The following is a 19,402-nucleotide window of genomic DNA, read 5'->3' as shown; positions in this document are numbered from 1 at the left end:
GCACTTAAGCCATCGGGTACCGAGCGGTCCTAGACCGACGAGACCTACTGCGCCACGGCGGCCGCCTCCGCGAACACGTCCGCGGGCATAGGGCGGTGCAGCTTCCAAGTAATGGCGATCGGTTTCTCCCCCGAGTGCTGCACGTAGTCCACCGCTCCGAGGCAGGTGTACGGAACGGCGAGTCCAGTCTCGTCCTCTGATGTCGGCCTCGTGAAGATCAGCACGTGGGAGCCGTGCCCTTTCCGGTCCAGGTAGCGCCGTCCCGTCGAGCTCGACGGCGAAGTCGCGTTCTGGGACTCCCAGTGGAACAGCTCGGGGCTAATTGCATAATCCTTGTACATCGTTGACGCCGAGTGGTTCTTCTCATCCTTACTGAGCGTGACGAAGAAGGCGTCCGTCGAAATATGGGAACACCAAGCAACTCCCTCACGGTGCTGCACGTTCTTCCCCGCTTCGAGGGAGCCGTAACTCAGCGCCGCGAGAACCTCCTCCCGGCGGTATGTTGCGTGCGACAGCAGAGGAATGTGCTGCAATCCCAATCCAAGACCCTTACCCGCGCGACGCGAGGCAGCGACACCTAGGGCGATCAGCTGCTGAATCTCGCTGCACACAAAGGGATGCTGGCGGAGGTAACTCAGGCCGGCGTCGTACGTGCTAAATGCGCCGCCGTCGCTCCAAAGCGTATAGAACAGCATGCGCGCGAAAATCTGCTCGCGAGAGCCGAGGTCCGCGTAGGGCGGGCATGAGGGTGCAAGGAGCTTCGCGTACGCTTCACCGCGCTCGGGATCATCGACGTGAAGGAAGCGGACCATGCGGCCAAGGAGCTTTTGCTCCTCAGAGCTAGATAAGTCAAGAATCTGCTCGCCCACACCCGCTTCGGCAAGCGATCCGATCAGGCCCGCCTGACGGAGGTAACCAGTCCACGAGTCTTTTGTGGTTCTATACAGCTGTTTGAGGTCATTGCCGGACTTCTCGAGGTACGCAGCCAAGCTAGTCTCGCCGTAGAACGCAATATCTCGCACGAGCTGCGCACGATTGAATCGGAGTTGATTCCTGATGTTGTCGAGCACCACCTTCTGCGCGACACGATCGAGGATGATCTGCGACCCAGACGGAAGGTAGGGGAACTCGTCCTCCACAGCCTTCTCTAGCTGCTTGCGCCCGTACCCTGTCAGTGCCCGATACCGGAGGTCGAACCGAAACTCGCGGCGCTGTTGCCCGATGAAGTCCAGCACGGTGAGCACAGACTTCCCCTCAGCCCTGCGGAGGCCGCGGCCGAGCTGCTGCAAGAATACCGTCGAGCTCTGAGTAGGCCGAAGCATCAGCACGGTATCCACCTGGGGTAAGTCAAGACCTTCGTTGAACAGGTCGACGGTGAAGAGACAATTGATGGTCGCGTCTCGCAGCTTTGACAGGGCGAGTGCGCGCTCAACATCGTCGGTGCCGCCATCAATAGCGAGCGATCGAATGCCAGCGCGGTTGAAGACCTCTGCCATGTAGTGCGCGTGCTGCACCGAGACGCAGAAGCCAAGCGCGCGCATGTCGTCGACGCTGGTGACCTTGTCGCGCAGCTCTCGGACGACCTTCGCTGCCCGAGCATCGTTGCCCGTGTACAGGCGGTCGAGTTGCCCGACGTCGTAGTTGCCCCGCTTCCACTCCAGCTGGCTAAGGTCGACGTCGTCTGACACTCCGAAGTAGTGAAACGGCACTAGGAGGTCAGCATCAAGAGCATCCCAAAGGCGAAGTTCGCTCGCAGTCCGGCCGTCGAAGAACTGCTGAGCTACGTCGACACCGTCGCCACGTTCGGGAGTGGCGGTCAACCCGAGCAACTGCTGGGGTTGGAGGTGGTCGATGATGCAGCGATAGCTTGGCGCCATGGCGTGATGGAATTCGTCAATTACGACGACGTCGAAGGAGTCCGGTTCCAGCGTTTCGATCCCGCGCGAGGCGAGCGATTGTACCGACGCGAAGACCTGGTTCCACTGCGCCGGCTTGTTGTCTCCCACGTATAGCTCGCCAAACGCACCGTCCTGCATCACAGTGCGATACGTACTCAGCGCTTGCTTCAGAATTTCCTGCCGATGCGCCACGAAAAGCAGCTTGAGACGCCGGCCCGCTGCTTCGCAAAGGCGCAGATAGTCGAGAGCGGCGATGACGGTCTTACCGGTGCCGGTTGCCGCAACCATGAGGTTTCGCGTGTGACCCTTGAGTCGTTCAGACTCGAGATCTTCGAGCATCTCGCTCTGGTGCAGGTACGGCTCTAGCTCAAGTCCAGTTTCGGTCTTTGGTACACCGGTGCGTCGACCACCGTTGCGTTCGAGCGCCGCATCAAGTTTGTCGCCGTCCCGCTCAGGGTCATAGGGCTGAAAGGCGCGCTGCGCCCAGTAGCTATCGAAGGTCACCTCAAACTTCTTGAGGAGGTCTGGCGTGGCGACGGAGCTAAGGCGCACGTTCCATTCGAGCCCGTCGACCAAAGCTGCCTTGCTCAAATTCGAGCTGCCCACGTAGGCGGTATCGAAGCCGGTGTTGCGGCGAAACAGCCAGGCCTTTGCATGCAACCGCGTTGCTTGCGATTCGTAGCTGATCTTGACCTCAGCGCCGTATCGATTCACTAACTCGTCAATGGCTCGGCGTTCAGTGGCACCCATGTACGTGGTGGTGATGACGCGTAGCTTCACTCCCCGCTCAGCCAACCGCTCGAGGGCCGGGTGGAGAAGCCTGAGCCCGGTCCATCGAACAAATGCACAGAGAAGGTCGACGGTGTTGGCGGACTCCATCTCAGCGCGCAGCTCCGCCGCCAAGTTCGGCTCATCCCTGCCGTTTGTAAGGAGAGCAGAGTTGGAGAGCGCCGTCGCTGGCCGCCGCAAGTCGCGCCGCTTGACCGACTCGCGCTTGTGTAGCGATAGTAACTGCGACGGCTCCTGATCGATTGCGTCGTTCGCTGACAGTGCGCCTAGAAGTTGATTGACCAGGGCAAGTCGGCTTTCGGGCTCGGCTTTGAGCAGCGCCTCCTTCATCACTTTGGCCAGGTGCCGTGACACCGCTGCAAGAGCGTCATTTTCGCCTAGCGGCTCAACTCTTGCTTCGAGTTGAGGGGCGTCAGCTAGGCGCCGTAAGAGCGAGTCAGTAACAAGCGTTTCGTAGAGGCCCTCGGCTAGCCCCTGCCGCGCCACTCCTCCAGCTATTTCTTCCACCGTCATAGAGTATGTCCGTGCTGTGGCAATCACTGGCAGTTGTTGTGCCGAAGCGCGCGGCGCCGCCATCCGACTTACCTTCCAGAGGGGTTCCTGCGGCAACTGAACCTGCGGTGGGAATTGATGCAAGAGGCCTTGCATCTGCTTCGACAGGTGTCGGTGAGCACGCTCAGGACGGCGACAGCCGCCGAGCCGTAGATGCCGTGACGCAACGTGTTCCTCCGCCGCGCTGACCCTCGCCTACTCGACACTCCTCACTTCGGTCCTCTCATTCCCGTCAAAGGCGGTGTATCGCCTTGTTGAGAAAATCTGAGGTGAGGCACATTGTTGAGACCATGCTCCGAGGCAGCATCGCGCACAGATGGGGGCCTATGGCGGCCCTCGCCGAGGCTGCCAACCTGCCCTGTCAAGGGATCCTTTAATGAGATCTACTGTGGACGTCCATACTCCTGGCTCGCGTCCACATCTCGGGCCTTCAGTGGGTATCAGGTCGGATGAATCTTCCGGGGATCGAAGAGGTGAGCATCTATATGGATTTCCTCTCCTCGCCGAAGCCGGTGGATGGTATCGCGGCAAAGGACCGCTTTACGAGACCCCTCCCTCCTCAACGGACTTGATCTTCACCCAGTCCGCCACACGCTCAACTGGCCACATCCTCGTTCGCGAAGATCCCCTAAGACAACGCAATCCGAGCTGATCTGCATAGTTGCCTTGGGTGTACTCGACGCAACAGATGTACCACCCCTTAGGCACGCGGTTTAGAGCTCCGAAGCTCAAGAATGTAGACAACTCCGATACAAAATGCCTGTTATACACCTGAACTCGATCACTGACCCGCTACACTGTCAGTGCTCTGTCCCAAACTCTCGCATGGGAAAGTGGGTCAGCATTATAAGACAATTTAAGGGGGGTCCACGAGGGTGCAGGATGTCAGGCCGGGCAGCACAGTGGAGATTCTCGAGCACTTGCACAGAAGGCTCGACGTTCACTTCTGCCAGCTACGTGACGTCCGTCGCAAGGTGGGGGACGGAACAACGCCAGTCTTCGCACTTGAACATGACCTAAGCGAGGCTGATCTCAAACTCCTAAATTCCGTTGTTCGGGCCGCAGTTGTTCAAGGATTCGGCGCCAAATTCCGTGTTTGGTGGTTACCCTTTGTAGTGTACGCAGCCGAGTCGGGCTATGGGTACACCGGAGAAGAATATTGGCCTACTTATGAGGCATCAACTCCCTTTTGGCGGGAGCACGGCGATCGTGATCGACTCAGAGGTTGGTTCGTAAAATTTGCAACTGACTACGACGGTGCCGTTCCAAAGGGTGCGTTCGCCGCACAATTTCCTATCATTGCGTGGCCCATTACCCACGCTGTCCTACCTAGATACCTGCAGCGAAACCTTGCCCAACTCCTCTTCGAATTCAGCAACGGACTCACCAGCGACCTTTTGCATAACCCCTCTGAGCTCGGAACCCGCTTGGCATCGCGAGTAGGAACATACACGGAGCGCTTTCGGGTGTTCTGCGAAAACACAACGCTTTTAGGACAGGTAGCAGCCGCACTGCTATCCGGGGAAGAGGAAAATTTTCCCTATTTGACTCACGCGACACTTATGCGATTGGTAGACGGGCTGTCCCGAGAACAGCAATCCAGGCTTTGGCTTGCATCCGCCCGTCAATCAGCGAACAGCATACGTTTACGCGGCTTCCAGACTGGGACGAAAAGCATATCGTCACCGCAACGGCACGAACGCGTTCCTTCAACTACGGATCCCAAGTTGCTGCTTCGCGTCCAAGGCGGCGGATGGAGCATTTACGCAAAACTCCCGGACCTAAGCGTTCTACGCGGACGGCTACCCCACCTGTACGACGAGCTACGTACTTCTCGTGTACGCGTTGGTGGGAGCAGCGGAACGATGTTGGCGACCGGACGGCTAATCTACTCCGGACAGGAGGTACAGCTAAAATCATTACCTGATTCAGGGACACCATTCCTACAGTTGGAGAAAGCCTCCGCGACGGTGAATCAGTTCCTCGCTGATACGTGCACCATTGCTGGTGGCCCCCATTGGTTATTTCGGAGAAATGACGCGGGTCTGGCAGTGGAAGTTTTAGGAAAGACTCTCCGTCCAGGGGGATCATACGTACTCGTATTCCGCGAAACTACAGCTCCCCCGAACCTTTCTTGGGCGTCGGAGACGGTAATTTCCGCTTCGGGTTTGAGAGCTTTCAATTTAGTCGTCCCTCAAACACTCAGCGAGACAGATGCTTCCGACATAATTGCAGCAGGAATCTCTGTGGCCTCTGATGTTTTAGTGCGTCCGGTGGGAATCGTTGCAAGCGCATGGGATGGCGACGGCTCGGTGGAGTGGCTAACCGGCGAACCTGGACTTATAGCAATTCAAGCCGAACGCACCCCAGACACGTGTGTTGTGGCAATAGAGGGTCATCGATTTATCATGCCATGGCCCGAAGGAGAGCTTGAACTTTTCCTCGCTCTCACGGATTTGACCATTGGGACTCACAATCTAACGGTGATGCTTATGGGAAAATCTAAGGAAGAATTGGGTAAAGGCGCTTTGGTCGTCACTATCCGGGACCCTCAAACTGCACCCGAAGGCACCAGCTCGGGTGAGGGAATAAGGCTGCTGGCAGCGCCGGCATGGCCAACACTAAGCGACCTGTGGGATGGCCGTGCAACGGTATCGATTGACGGCCCACCGAACACGCAAGCCGACCTTTCCGTGATCCTGAGTGCGGTCGACGGTTCCGTGCTTGCTGACATTCGGCGAACGCTGAGCCTGCCCCTCTCGTCCGAAGCGTGGACGAACATCGCGAAGGAAGTGCGGGATAATCGCGTCTTCCAACATGCATACGACGATGCCGAGTCGGGTGAACTTCTCGTCTCTCGATCAGGGATCGGTTTTGCGCGTTTGACGTGTGACCGTGGCTTCCAGCCGTTGCGCTGGCGGACGACTAGAAGGCAGAACGGCAGTCGCACCGCTCGTCTTCTCGACCGCACTGACGGCAGGAACACATTGGTAGAACTTTTCACAGTGGATGAACCAACCGTCGCTGTACCGTGCCCGTCGGATTCTGACATAGAGGCACCACCCCGAGGTGGTTTGCTCCGTGCGACCGCTGCGGAGGTGCAAAACTCCATCATCCTGCCTACGGACCCCAGTAGGCTCCTGCACATGGGCCAGGTGCGGCCGTTAGTTCAAACGTCTGGCAAGTTATCGCACGAAGTTCTTCGGCTAGCAAAGGCGCATCTCGCTTGGTCGGAAGCAGAGCTTCCCGCAGATGTCTTTGCCCTGCACGGACGGGATGCTGCAAGGGAGGCGATCACGAGAGAAATTGTCTCGCTGATCGCTGGAACGCACTGGGCAAGGCTGGAGCGCAAGCTTGTACACGTCGATGATGTTTCTGACTACTTGGACGACATGAGGGACTGCGTAGGAGATTCCGACAACCATAAAGCTGTTGCTGCAAAGATCGGGAGTAACCTTTGGAACTGGTTAACACCCGGCGCGTTGTTGTCGGGTTTTGCACAAATCATGGAAGGGGCAATCCAAAGTAGCGGCATCTCTTGTCGGCCGGCGGCAACCAGGTTCCTGCTGACCCTAGCGGGACGTCCCGGTTACATCGCGAACTGGAATGCTGTCGATCGAGACGAACTGCTCGAGCGGATTATGGGATCACCGGTGCTACTGCGTGCAGCTCGTTTCGCCGTCTTGGGGACCCGAGCGCTTCAAGAGAATAATGAAGGGGGGACGGGTTTCTAGTGAGGATACTTACTGCGTCGGCAAGAGAATCTGCTGCGCTTGCTGTGAGATCTCTAGAACTCGATGAGGAATCTATCGACCTCATCTCCCCCGAGGGTTTGTCGGCCTCGCTGCGTCGCGCTGCCTCGTTCCTATGTCCGGCAGCACCACGCGAACTTGTTGATGCAGTGCTTGCGGTGCTACGACCACTCCACGGGGACGCCACTCCTTCACGAGATGACCTGATGGACCAACTTGACCTCTTGATTTCAGGAGGCGACCTGCTGGAACTCCGACAAGTCGAGTCCCTAACTACACGGCTCCTCTTTCTTGGACCTCCCTCATATGTAGAGCGGGAGCCAGGACAGTATCTGGTGTTCGGAGTGCGCCCTTTTGGTACCTCGCTGGTCGGCACTTCGCTTCGTAGCGAGGTGCTTTATGAGAGCCAAACTCGCATCATCCAGTTAGACCCAGCGACTGCGGCTGCCCAGTTCGCAGCACTCGGCCTACACGAGATCAATCGGGATCGGTGGGTGGCTAAACCTGCCCCTATCGTTGCTCGAGACCTTGTGCGGCGGCTAACGCAGCAAGTATCAATTGCGGGTCGCGCAGGTGACGTGGAGGGACTGATGATCTTGGATCCAGTGGCTCCTGTCCGCTTCTACAGGGGTCGGTGGCGCACCTTAGATGGTACGGAGACCGGGGACTTTGTCGCTCGGCGACCCCAAGCTTATGGTGCTGACCTGTGGTGTTTCGTCCGTGTAATCGAAGGTTTGCCTCAGCAATTGATCGATTTTCCCGTAGACCACCCGGCGCTGCCTGGCCGCGACGAAGCATGGCGGCTGCAAGCCGCGATTGATGCTGTCAGACAGGAACCGCAGATCTTCCGCTTCCGCTCCATTCAAAACAACACTTCTCACATAATCGCCGACTTTTTCGGGCCAATTCCAGGCTGGGCGGAACGATATCTCGAGCTGGTCGGTTTAGCTGTGCAGCGTGCGGACAGATCGTTGTTCTCGTACCGCGTGCCCCTAAAGGCAAAACCAGACCTCCAGAAATTTCTTACTGACATGCTGTGGATGCGGGTAACGCACGAAGGAGGAACAGAGTGAGAACAGAAGCACCAACAATTGCAGAAACAGTCACCAATATTCAGGCTGCACTACGTGACTACATCGAGGCAACCTACCATATTGGGCACCCCGCACTGATCCAGCAACGACGGGCATTGCTTGAAGAAGAAGGCGTCCTCGGTCGGTCACCTTTCATTGAGAGCACGCCGCGCTACAAAACAGACCGAAAGTTCTCGCACCTGGAACTCGACAATGCGGTCCAGACGCTGTTCGCAAGCCTCACCAACGGCACCGGAGAACTCAAACCGTTGCTCTACGACCCTCCCTACACGCATCAAGCCGAGGCCCTGGAATTGACCGCGCGTGACGGCCTCAGCTTGGCGATCACAACCGGAACGGGCTCCGGAAAGACCGAGTCCTTCCTCTTGCCTATGCTCGCCAAGCTTGCGAGCGAAGCCGCACACAACCCGAAGTCTTTTGAAACACCGGCAGTACGTGCGTTAATCCTCTATCCGATGAACGCATTGGTTAACGACCAACTTGGTCGCCTCCGCCTATTGCTCGGCGACCCTCGCGTCACTACCCAGTTCGACGAGTGGGCTGGCCGTCCGGCTCGATTCGCGCGTTATACAAGCCGGACTCTCTACCCCGGTGTCCGAAAAGTCGAGAAGGATCAACAGCGCCTGAGCCCAATTGAGGACTTTTATATTCTTCTAATTGACCAAGCCAATGATCCCACTTCACCTTGGCGCGAGGACGCCCGAGCTCTCATGAAGGAGTTGAAATCACGCGGCAAATGGCCTGCCAAGCCAGATCTGAAGGCTTGGTACGGCCTGAAGGGCACGCATTGGAAAAACGGGTATGGCGAGTTCTTGCGCGCTGTCCTGCAGCCCAATGACCCCGAGTTGTTGACGCGACACGAAGTCCTCGCGAACCCGCCAGACGTCCTGATCACCAACTACTCGATGCTCGAATATATGTTGATGCGTCCGCTGGAGCGCCCGGTGTTCGATGCGACCAAAACATGGCTGCAAGAAAACCCGGACGAAAAATTCCTCCTGGTCATCGATGAAGCCCATCTCTACCGTGGCGCGGCTGGAGCTGAGGTTGCCCTGCTCCTCCGACGATTCAGGTCACGGCTCGGCATCCCACCCGAGCGCGTCCAGGTGATCTGCACCAGCGCAAGTTTCGCCAGTCCAGAATATGCCCGGCAGTTCGCGGCGCAATTAACCGGGAAATCCGTCACGGAGTTCCGAACCATCGGGGGGCAACTCTCTCTGCGCAATCCTGCGGCCGTCGGGACAGTCGAAGACGCGCAAGTACTGGCCTCGGTGCGATTACAGGAGTTTTACGACAGCGAAACCGATGACCAGCGCGCGGCAGCGATACAGCCGCTCCTTGATCACCGCGGCATCATCGCTACACCGGAAACACCCGTGGGAGGTGCCCTGAGCGAGGCTCTAAGTACTTTTGGGCCAATGAACTTACTGGTTAACGAGACGATGCAGCAAGCGCAGCCGGTGGGCGAACTTGGTCCGAAAATTTTTCCCAACGTCTCCATCGAACTGGCGGATAGGGCAGCTTCCACTTTGGTAGCGCTCGGCAGCGCTGCGCGGCGCACTACGGACGAAGCTAGCTTGCTTCCGTGCCGCGTGCATGCTTTCTTTCGGGGTTTACCCGGCCTTTGGGCATGTCTCGATTCAACATGCTCCGAGATCGACCGTACGGTCTTCGCCGATTTCGGCCCAATCGGCCAAATGTATGCCCAGCCCCGGGCCACTTGTGGTTGCGGAGCGCGAGTTTTCGAACTATTTACCTGCCGGCATTGCGGCTCGGCGTACGCCCGCACTTACACGAACGATGTCACTGACCCGTCGTTTCTGTGGCACGAACAGGGCGGCGAGTTCCAATCAATATCAGGGCCAATCCCCGAACTCCACGCTTTGGACCTTCTACTTGAAGCGCCGTCTGAGGGCGCTAGGATCGAGCCCGCTGACCTCGACCTTGTTACCGGGCGACTCAATCCTCAGTACCCAAGCGACCGGATGCGTCAGGTCTTCATTCCCGGTCTGCGTTCCGGTGAAGTGGTCAAAGGTGGGGACGAGGACGACGACGACGAAGCTGAAGCCAACGGTGAGTTCAAGCCCTGCGGCGTTTGTGGCCAGATCGCGGGGTTCGGACGCTCATCGGTACAGGATCACCAAACTAAAGGCGACCAGCCGTTCCAGGCACTCGTCACCCGGCAGATTGAGGTGCAACCCCCTGGCCCCCAGCCTTATACAGATTTCGCCCCGCTAAGAGGCAGGAAGGTCTTGGCGTTTTCCGACTCGCGGCAAGTTGCCGCTCGATTGGCGCCAAACCTTCAGAACTACGCGATGCGCGATGTCATCCGTCCTCTCATCCTCCGCGGGTGGCAAGAACTCGCTGACCAGCCACTCCTCGGACCCTCGATGAGCTTAGAGCGCCTCTACCTCGCCTCGATGGTGGGCTCTAAGCAACTGTCAGTCCGCCTGCGCCCGGAACTCCGACCAACAGAGTCCCTCCACGCGCTTGGGGACGTGGGGAAGGCAATCAACAAGGGTGCGCTGAACGGCGACGTGGGCCAATTGATGGAACTCTCGCTCATCAGTGACGATCCTCCTCAATCTCTTCTCCGGGCCATGTATGCGACCTTGACCGACAAGTACTACGGCCTTTCCTCGCTTGGCCTCGCCTCAATCAGGGAGAAAGCGAGTTTGACCGATGAGATGCTGGACAAATTGCCGAGCATCGACGGGATAGCGGAGACAGACGACGCCAAGTTGGCGCTTGTACGGCTCTGGCTGGCCCAGTGGAGTACTCCAACTAAGGGCATCTGGTTTTCGTCGATGACCGAAGGCGACTGGTGGATGACCAAAGGTGGCGTAAAGCCGCATAAGGGCAAATTTTTGCCGCTGAAGCGATGGATGAACTCCAAAACCGCTGACAAGAAGTTTAATCAGGATTGGCTACCTTTGCTGCTGCCACTGGTTTGTGAGGGAATTGCCGGTAAATTCCGGCTCTCCGCCTCTAAGATAGCCCTCGATCCTGGAGGCCTTTGGGGGTACTGTGAGCGGTGCCGGTTTACACAGAGGCCGTTCCCGGGGACCAAGCGCTGCATCAATTGCCTCGCTGATGAGGTTCGAACGCTTGACCCGGAAACCGATCCAGTCTTCCAAGCACGCAAGGGGTATTACCGGGCCAGCGCTGTGCGGGCATTGGCAACCCCACCCGAATCACCCATGAGCATCATCGCTGCGGAACACACAGCGCAGCTAAATGCCTCTCAGTCCGACGCCGTGTTCTCTAAAGCTGAGGAACATGAATTGTTGTTTCAGGATGTCGATCTAGGCCTCCCAAAGCCCGGAGAACAGCCAAGGGCAGCTATCGACGTGCTGTCATGCACGACGACCATGGAGGTCGGTATCGACATTGGCAATCTGTCGGGCGTCGCTCTTCGCAATATGCCGCCATCCCGGGCGAACTACCAGCAGCGGGCGGGCCGGGCGGGGCGTCGCGGTAACGCTGTAGCCACCGTGCTGGCTTTCGGGAGTGCAGACACACACGATGACCATTACTTCCGTCATCCAGAACTTATGATCCGCGGGAGCGTCCTCGATCCGGTGCTTACGATGGACAATGACGAGATTGTTCGCCGTCATGTCATCGCATACTTGCTGCAGCGCTATCACCAAGACCGCCTTCCCACGATCGATCCGGCTGAACAGCCTCAACTGTTTGAAGTGCTGGGGACCGTCGGGGCGTTCGTAGGCACCAGCTCGCCGCTCAATCGCAGTGATCTCGAAGAATGGCTGAAGGAGCAGGAGACTGAGCTGAAAGAAGACGTCGATTCGTGGCTTCCGCATGAGTTGAAGGAATCGGACCGCGCCTCCGTCCTCGCTGACATCGTCACACGGACGCTGCGTGATATCGACAGTGCCCTAGATCTCGACCTTGAAGGCAATCTTCCCGAGGTCTCTGTGAGCGATTCTGAGCCCGCTTCTGGAGAGGTTGAGGCCGAAGGGCCGGCAGAGGACGGAGCTGAAGCACCAAGGTCTCCGCGTTCGCAGACCAATCTACTAGATCGGTTGCTCTACAAAGGTGTTCTTCCACGCTACGCATTTCCGACGGACGTGGTTGCATTCCATGTGTTCGACTTGGACAAGTCAAAGCCGTACAGAGCGGAATTCCGCTACGCTCCGAGCCAGGGTCTTGATGTCGCACTTAGTCAATATGCTCCGGGTAAGGTGGTCTGGATCGACAATAAAGAATGGACGTCGGGCGCCATTTACGCACCAGTGCAGAAGGAACGGTTCAACGCCTGGCGCGACAAGTTGCTGTACTTCGAATGCAGGGTGTGTCACTACGCGAAGCACTTTCCGTATGATCAGGCTGAACGCGGCGAGGAGCGCGACTGCCCGGCGTGTGGTGCAGCAGGCACGTTCGGTAAGGCTATGAACTGGATGCGACCTCCCGGCTTCGCGCACCTGGCGTCGAAAGATCCCGGGACGAGTCCTGATGATGCCCCATCAAAAAGTTATGCAACTCGGGCCAAGCTTATGCACCCTGGACCAATGGATGAGTCAGCGTGGCTGCGCGTCACCGATCACATCCAGCAGTCATACCGCAGGGATCCTCTACTCGTCACGAACACGGGCCCGCGCAACGAAGGGTATACCTACTGCACCCGGTGCGGAATGATTGAGCCGACCGCCACCGCATCGGACGTGGTGACTGGAACTCATAGGAAGCCCTACCCTGACGAAAAAGAGCCGAACTGTCTGGGATCGGCGGCTACGAAGGGATTGGTTTTGGGGACCGACTTCATCTCGGACGTTTTACTAGTTCGAGTGAAAGTCGCTTCTCCAATGACGCTGCGACCGGAATTTCTATCTACGCACATTGCCCTGCGCACCATAGCGGAGGCACTTACAATCGCGGCGACTAGAAGGCTCGATATCGAGGCGACCGAGATTCAAGCGGAATTTCGACCGGCGCTTACTGCGCTTGGTAGTGAAGGGCTTGAGGCTGAAATTTACCTATACGACACACTCTCGGGAGGCGCCGGGTTCACCCGGCGGGTTTATGACCTTGGCCTGGGGATCTTCGAAGATACGTTGAACCTCCTCGAGGGTTGCCCGGTCAACTGTGACGAGTCTTGTTACCGGTGTCTTCGGAGCTTCCGCAATCGGTTCGAGCACAACCTACTGGACCGTCACGCCGGCGCGAGCTTGCTTCGTTATCTGGTCAACGGAACGCCTCCTACATTGGATACAGCGCGACTAGATGGCTCGGCAGACAAGTTGTATGAGGATCTCATCAGTCGAGGTATCGAGGGGGTTTCGTTCGAACGCGGTGTTTTACTCGAGATCGAGGGAATTGGTTCCGTTGCAGTTCCCATTCTTGCAACACGAGGTGACGCGCATTGGATCTTTGGGGTGCATGGACCACTGACACCCGACCTCGCCCCGACTGATGCCCTGCGTGACGCAAAGGAGTTTGGTAGCATCCCCGTACGGCTCATCGATGACATGTTGATTGCCCGGAATCTGCCTTTCGCCACTCAACTTGTTCAGAAGTCCCTGACATGAGCGTGACTGCCAAGCAATATCACACCAGTGTCGAAAAGTCTTCTGCCGTCCTACCAACCCGACCCAGTTTCTGGAACTACTCCGCGCTCAAGGAGATTGAGACCTGCCCCCGGCGTTATTCGCTCTCGCGGGCCTCCTATCCAGATCTTTGGGGAGGGCAGGGATACCCTCAAATCCCGACGTTAGCTGCTCTATTCGGCGACGTGATCCACGGTGCTCTCGACGTGATTGTGACGGCGTTTGTCGACGCGGGCTGTGATTCGCCCCAAGGCACCAGCGCTGTTGCCGTGCTGCGCAAGCTGGGAGGCTACACCGCGGTTACGGAGCGAGTGATTGACGACCGTTTGGCACGGCTACCTACGAGCCCCCGACTGCATGCTGACCAAAGGCAGCGCATGGAACGAAATCTCCGAGGACGGGTCGCAGAAGCTCGCGCTCAAATCCAGGCCTATGTCTGTCGTACAACCCTTATCCCCTCCCCATCAGGCAGTGCATCTGATGCTACGACCAGCGGGGGCTCCGGCTCTGGGTTTGCCCTTCCGCGCAGACCCGCCAAGCCGGGCGCGCACGCTGAGGTACTGCTTGCAGCCGAAGAGTTGCGTCTCATGGGGCGCATCGACTTGCTTAAAATTGCTGACGATCGCGTAGACATCACCGACTATAAGACGGGCACCGAAGACCCGGGCCACTTGGATCAATTGCGCCTTTATGCTCTCCTTTGGAATCTTGATCAGATTGTCAACCCAAGTCGGCGTCTTGTTTCCGAACTCACGGCCGCTTATCCCAACCGTAACGTGACCATCCCGGCTCCTAGCGAGTCAGCGCTGCGAGAGCTGGAGTCCTCCCTCAAGCAACGCACGACCAGTGCCGATGAAGAGATCCAAGCTCCGGTGCCACGAGCAATCCCCAATGATCAGAACTGCTCCACGTGCCAAGTGCGACAGCTTTGTGATGTCTACTGGTCGCAAATGGCGCCTGATCCCCTGAGCCTTGCAGATGGCACCTGGTTCGATTACCAGGGCATGGTGGGACCGCAGAATGGCTCACGAAGTTGGTGGCTGCTGCACGAAAAAAGCGGTCAGAAGCAACTGCTACTGCGCACCACCGCAACTACGCCGCCCCTTTCTGGAGGCAGCCGGATCCGACTTTTGGGGATTCGACTCGATGATGACCCCGAGAACAATGCCACAGCAGCGATCATGACTGTCTCGTCTGAGATGTTCGTTCTCACTGCACCCGGCAACTCATGATCCTAAGATGCTTCGGTCCGGTTATTCGTGGATAGCAAAAGCTCGTCATCTGGGGGCAGGGTTACGCGAGCACCGTGATGAACAGGTCGAACCAACTGATGTGATCGCACGGACTCAAGTACAGCGGGTTGGGCTGCACGACGTTGGCACCACCGCTCAAGCCACCAGTCCGAAACCTGAGAATCTGCCTCTTCGAGCATGGGGTCTAGAAGGTAGTCCGGCTCTGAGTCAATCCCCAAGGAATAGTCGCGAAGGTTGTGAACGAGCGGCACCCCGTAGACGATGCGCTCACGGCCATGCTTCAGCAGTTCGTCCGCGGGCCAGCCGAGGGCTGTGAGGCCGATCCGAACCTTCCTGAGCCGTGGACTAACGCCTTCACCGAACAAGCTGTTGACCCGCACCAGTGAACCGCTGTGAACGGACAAACGCACAAGCGCCTCCACCGTTTCGTGCGAAAAATGCGATGTGCCGAACGAGCGTGACTTCCCCAACTCGTGGAAACCCATCCGGACACTTTCCGTACCGCCCATTGCCTCGGCCGGCCAATAAAGTCGGTTGTACTGGCTCGACCCGGTGCCGTACAGCGATGTGGTTCCAACGAACGACAATCGTGCTTCACGCACGATCGGGCGACCGGCCATGGCTGAGGCGATCTCGCTCGCTCGCATGTATTTATTTCGGTACGCCGTCAAAACCTTTGGGGAGACAGCGAGAGCGCCCACTAGCTTGCCGCCGACAAGAGCGTTGTATGGCGCGATGGCCCCGCACACTGTTAGGTCGGCGATCACTGTGCCCACCCGTTCTCCACGAGCTCGCCGTACAAGACGGCGCATCTGAGTGCGTGCTTTCGGGTCAGCTAAAGCCTCTTTTAGCCCCTCCACAGTGGGGGTGGGAGAAAGATACGACCCGAGCAAGCTCGAAATCTCGAGTGCCTCTGCTAGCGCAGCCGAGCGTTTGCTCCGGAATAAATGAGTTTCCGCGCGCTCTTCCCAGGAGTCACGCTCTATCGCGCGAACACCGCGGATTGTGCTTGCTCGATGATGCTTGTTCCGATGGCGCTCCGCATCTGCACGCAAAAGCGCAATGGCTTCTGGGCTCGGATGCATGAGATCAGTAGGCTGGAGGACGTCGTCGCGCAGCAGGTCATCGACATAAATCTCACTACGATGCGTCTCGAGGCGTTCCTTGAACCAGAGAGCGATCTCGGTAGAGGGCTGAGAGCGGACCTCTTCGAGAAATTGATCTGTATCCCAGCCTATCCAGCGGTCGCGCTCGGCAATTTGGACGACAGGACTGGATATAGCAGCGAGACCAATTACGGTATGAAACTTTGTAGCTGCGTCACGAATTAAAATGGGCATTGATCGCCCGGGAATAGTGGAGTAGGCGTTTGACCACGTATGCCGGAAATACCGCCAGATGTCGTGGAGCTTGAACCCAGTCAGCTCACAAGTAGATACATCTACAACCTGAACGTAAGGCCGGATTACTGTTTTCGAGTTCGGATCACGCTCAAGCTCGTCGGCCAGTTCCCGTCCATCGCGCATGAGGTCGAAAATTGATACTAATTGGGCTCCCCGCTGGTGTACCTGTTCCATGCTCTGGATGAAACGGCGGACGCTAGGTTTTCTCAGCTGCTCGTCGCGGCGCAAATGCTCTTGCCGCCTAATTCGTGATTTTTCCGCAGATCGATCGCCGTCGGGCGACGGAGGAGCAAGTAGTGGCCCGTGTTTGACTAATCGAACGGTCCAACCCTGATCAACCAGATCAATGAGGGTGTGTGCGGCAGCAGCTAACACGGGTCGATGGTAGAGCGATTTCAGACCGGCGGCGTTAATCCAGTAGTCATGATCGGCTACTGCTTTATCGAGTACAACGTCGGCGTTAGCGAGGGCCTCACACAGACGATTGAACCCCTGCCGATCTATCCGGGTTGTTCCCACGGGAAGATTGATTGGTAAGTACTTTGTTTCGCTTGTCACAGCTTTTGCAGCATCCGTCCGTAGGTCGTGCTCCATAGCTGGAGCATTTCATCGCAGAGTTTCCCATCGTGATCTAAAAGTGTCGCTGTGCGCGCGAACGCGAGGACAAAAAGCTCCAAGGCAGCCCGCAGATCACTAGCGTCACCACCGAGTAGTTGAAGGGGTTGGTACAACGCAGCGTAAGACGGGTGGTCTACATTCAAAGTAACTTCTAAAGTCCGTTGATTCAACGAAGATGTGAACATGGTGTCTACAGGGAGCTGATCGGATTTGATTCGGTAGCCTAGAGCACCATGATGCTTCCCGCTTGAACGAATTACCGGCAGGTCGGCATCTGCTGCGGCGGCAATTCGACATGATGCTTCAGTTGCGGCTTGGAACTTGACTTCTTCGAAAGCTTGACGCACCCGTCCATTGAGCAGTCGTGCGATCGATTCTAGCTCGGACTCGACTGCTTCACGAAGCACCTGTGAGGGCCGAATACCCTGCTTGTTGATCGTGATACCGAAATGCTCGTCCAGGATAGGATCGAAATCAATCTCACAGCGCCACCAATCGTCATAATTTTCCTTACGCTTGGAACCCATAAGATACCAGCCACTGGCAATCTCACGGCCGGCGCGCATGATTGAAACACCAGCATTACCAACGATCCCAATTCGTCGTTTGGTTACATTGTCGAGGTGGTGCCAGTGATGGACGGGGAGGCTAACAAATCGGACGGTTACGAAAGAGGTCACACCCGAGGTGGTCTCTATTTCATACCGCATTGGTTCAAACGCAAGCCGTCCCGAATATCCTTCAGCCTCTGTTGCAAGAAGCATTGGATCGATCGCTTGCACAGCCTTTCCGTTCAGGGTCAAAGTCAGGTTCTGCTGAAGAAACCTTCGATACGTCCGCCCAAGATCGCGATGCAAGGCTCGTTCGAGCCAGGCGAGTCGCCGGTACTCGATGCGATCACAGTCCTGCCAAATAACTAAGCATCCAGACTGACCCCGTGCAGCATTTCTCTTGAGACGAGGGCTGAGGTCGACTTGCTCCCCTGCCACGATTGCGTCGACATCCAAGTTTACAGCGTGGGCTGTCCGGCCCTTCTGCCACGAAATGACCTCGACCCTGCGTGCTTGGCTGAGAGATGCTGCAGGGAGACCCATACCAAAGCGGCCGAATGAGTTTCGATCATCAAAGCGGGACGAGCCACCGAAGCGGAGGCACGCCTGAAGCTGGGATCGCGACATCCCGGTGCCATTGTCCCCAACGCGGATCTCTGGATGCCCATTGGTTGTGAGCCGTGCGATGTCGATGGTGATTTCGTCCGCGCCGGCTTGCAGGGAGTTGTCGATGAGTTCGGCAAGAGCGGTCGAGAGGCTCACGTAGCCAGAGTCGCGGACCGCGCGGATGAAGTTGGAAGAGACCAGCAGGTCAGCCGATCGAACCATCGCCACTCCTCTTTCGTTGCCTGAAACCATAGATCGAGAGTAGCTGCACCAAGATCGAGTCGGAAGCACATCACTTCGTGGACGTAAATCATTTATCTGCTGCAACTAGGGCATGTTGGTTAGATCGGTGTTGATCCAAATCAGTGTTGCGGCGGGGGTCACGCCGGCGTGGTATCAAACTCCCGTGGTCACCCACCGGTGGATCCATTGTTGATGCGGTTCTGCCGCTGGTCTGCCTTGTCAGGGATGGTCGCCTTAATCCCACGATCGGAGAGGTGAAGCCGGTTCGCCTTCGAGGAGTATCCCTTGTCAGCGAAGACTCTCCCCTAACGTGTTCGCGGTCTGTCTCGACCGGCTGTAGGAACGCGGATCGAGTCGACCGTCGCGGTCATCATCGTGGCTTCGTTGATGTTCCCCGAGGTGAGGATCATGCTCAGTAGGCGTCCCCGATCGTCGGCGATGAGATGGATTTTGGTGGTCAGGCCCCGTAGTGCGCGCCAGGGTCGCACCATGCTGATACACGCAAGTGATCCTGGAATTGATCAAGACGATTCAATCAAGCCTGCCCAGTCCATCGCTACGGGCCTGGACCGCACTCAGTACGCTTTGCCAGGTCCCATCCTTCGCCCACCGATCAAAGCGGTTGAAAACCGTCTTCCGGTAGGTCTCTTCAAGGAGAACCCGCCCGGAATCTCCACGCGATACCCTCGACGCCATCCGATGCGGTAACCACGGGCGGCTTCGACCCCGCACTTGCGGCAGCGGCTCGATCACGACCCACGCCTCATCCGACATCCCATCCCACTTATGCATGATCCAACCGTCGCCGACAACGCACAGCAACTTGATCAACAGACCCTAGTGGAACATGCCCGTACTGTGAATCCGACCTACGCGCCTAGGTAAGCGGCGGACACACAATCTAACAAGCACGTCATACCGCTAGAAGTTGACATATGCGCTGTTATCGGGCCCTTCGCAGTTGAGCGTGGGTAGGGCGGTCGGGGACTAACGCGGCAGGGGTTCGCTGGTGCTGGTGCGGCGTGGTGTGGTGGGAATGAGGTCAGGGCCTCTTTGAATGGGTAGCGACCAAGCAA

At 57.5% G+C, this 19,402-nt stretch carries 7 protein-coding genes; 4 read left to right on the top strand and 3 right to left on the bottom strand.

Going from position 1 to position 19,402, the window contains the following annotated elements; translation table 11 throughout:
• Positions 1–44: 44 nt before the first annotated feature.
• A complete protein-coding gene (locus tag FQ377_RS07145) occupies positions 45–3,200 on the bottom strand; it encodes a DEAD/DEAH box helicase (protein ID WP_148600945.1) in 3,156 nt (1,051 codons plus the stop codon).
• A 2,207-nt stretch (positions 3,201–5,407) separates the two neighbouring features.
• Here FQ377_RS07145 and FQ377_RS07140 point away from each other — a divergent pair.
• The 4 genes from FQ377_RS07140 to FQ377_RS07125 all read left to right on the top strand — a co-directional run bounded on the left by FQ377_RS07140 (position 5,408) and on the right by FQ377_RS07125 (position 14,884).
• Positions 5,408–6,973, top strand: coding sequence for a hypothetical protein (locus tag FQ377_RS07140; RefSeq protein ID WP_148600572.1), 1,566 nt, complete (start codon positions 5,408–5,410; stop codon positions 6,971–6,973).
• 608 nt (positions 6,974–7,581) lie between these two features.
• Entirely contained in the window at positions 7,582–8,064 is a 483-nt protein-coding gene (locus FQ377_RS07135; RefSeq protein WP_148600571.1) for a hypothetical protein, read from the top strand.
• Positions 8,061–13,634: a DEAD/DEAH box helicase gene (locus tag FQ377_RS07130; protein WP_148600570.1), complete on the top strand. Its 5,574-nt coding sequence runs from the start codon at positions 8,061–8,063 to the stop codon at positions 13,632–13,634. Before FQ377_RS07135 ends, FQ377_RS07130 begins: the two co-directional genes overlap by 4 nt.
• Entirely contained in the window at positions 13,631–14,884 is a 1,254-nt protein-coding gene (locus tag FQ377_RS07125; protein WP_148600569.1) for a PD-(D/E)XK nuclease family protein, read from the top strand. Before FQ377_RS07130 ends, FQ377_RS07125 begins: the two co-directional genes overlap by 4 nt.
• Before the next feature lie 2 nt (positions 14,885–14,886).
• Here the strand turns inward: FQ377_RS07125 and FQ377_RS07120 are convergent, their stop codons facing one another.
• Entirely contained in the window at positions 14,887–16,902 is a 2,016-nt protein-coding gene (locus FQ377_RS07120) for a Druantia anti-phage system protein DruA (protein ID WP_222861850.1), read from the bottom strand.
• Positions 16,863–18,335: an ATP-binding protein gene (locus FQ377_RS07115; RefSeq protein WP_222861849.1), complete on the bottom strand. Its 1,473-nt coding sequence runs from the start codon at positions 18,333–18,335 to the stop codon at positions 16,863–16,865. The genes FQ377_RS07120 and FQ377_RS07115 overlap by 40 nt, the downstream gene beginning before the upstream one ends.
• Positions 18,336–19,402: the final 1,067 nt, after the last annotated feature.

The organism is Arthrobacter echini, assembly GCF_008107445.1.
GTDB classification, from domain to species: domain Bacteria; phylum Actinomycetota; class Actinomycetes; order Actinomycetales; family Micrococcaceae; genus Arthrobacter_D; species Arthrobacter_D echini_A.
Note: the sequence above shows the minus strand (reverse complement) of the source record. Positions and strands in the feature narration are given on the sequence as shown.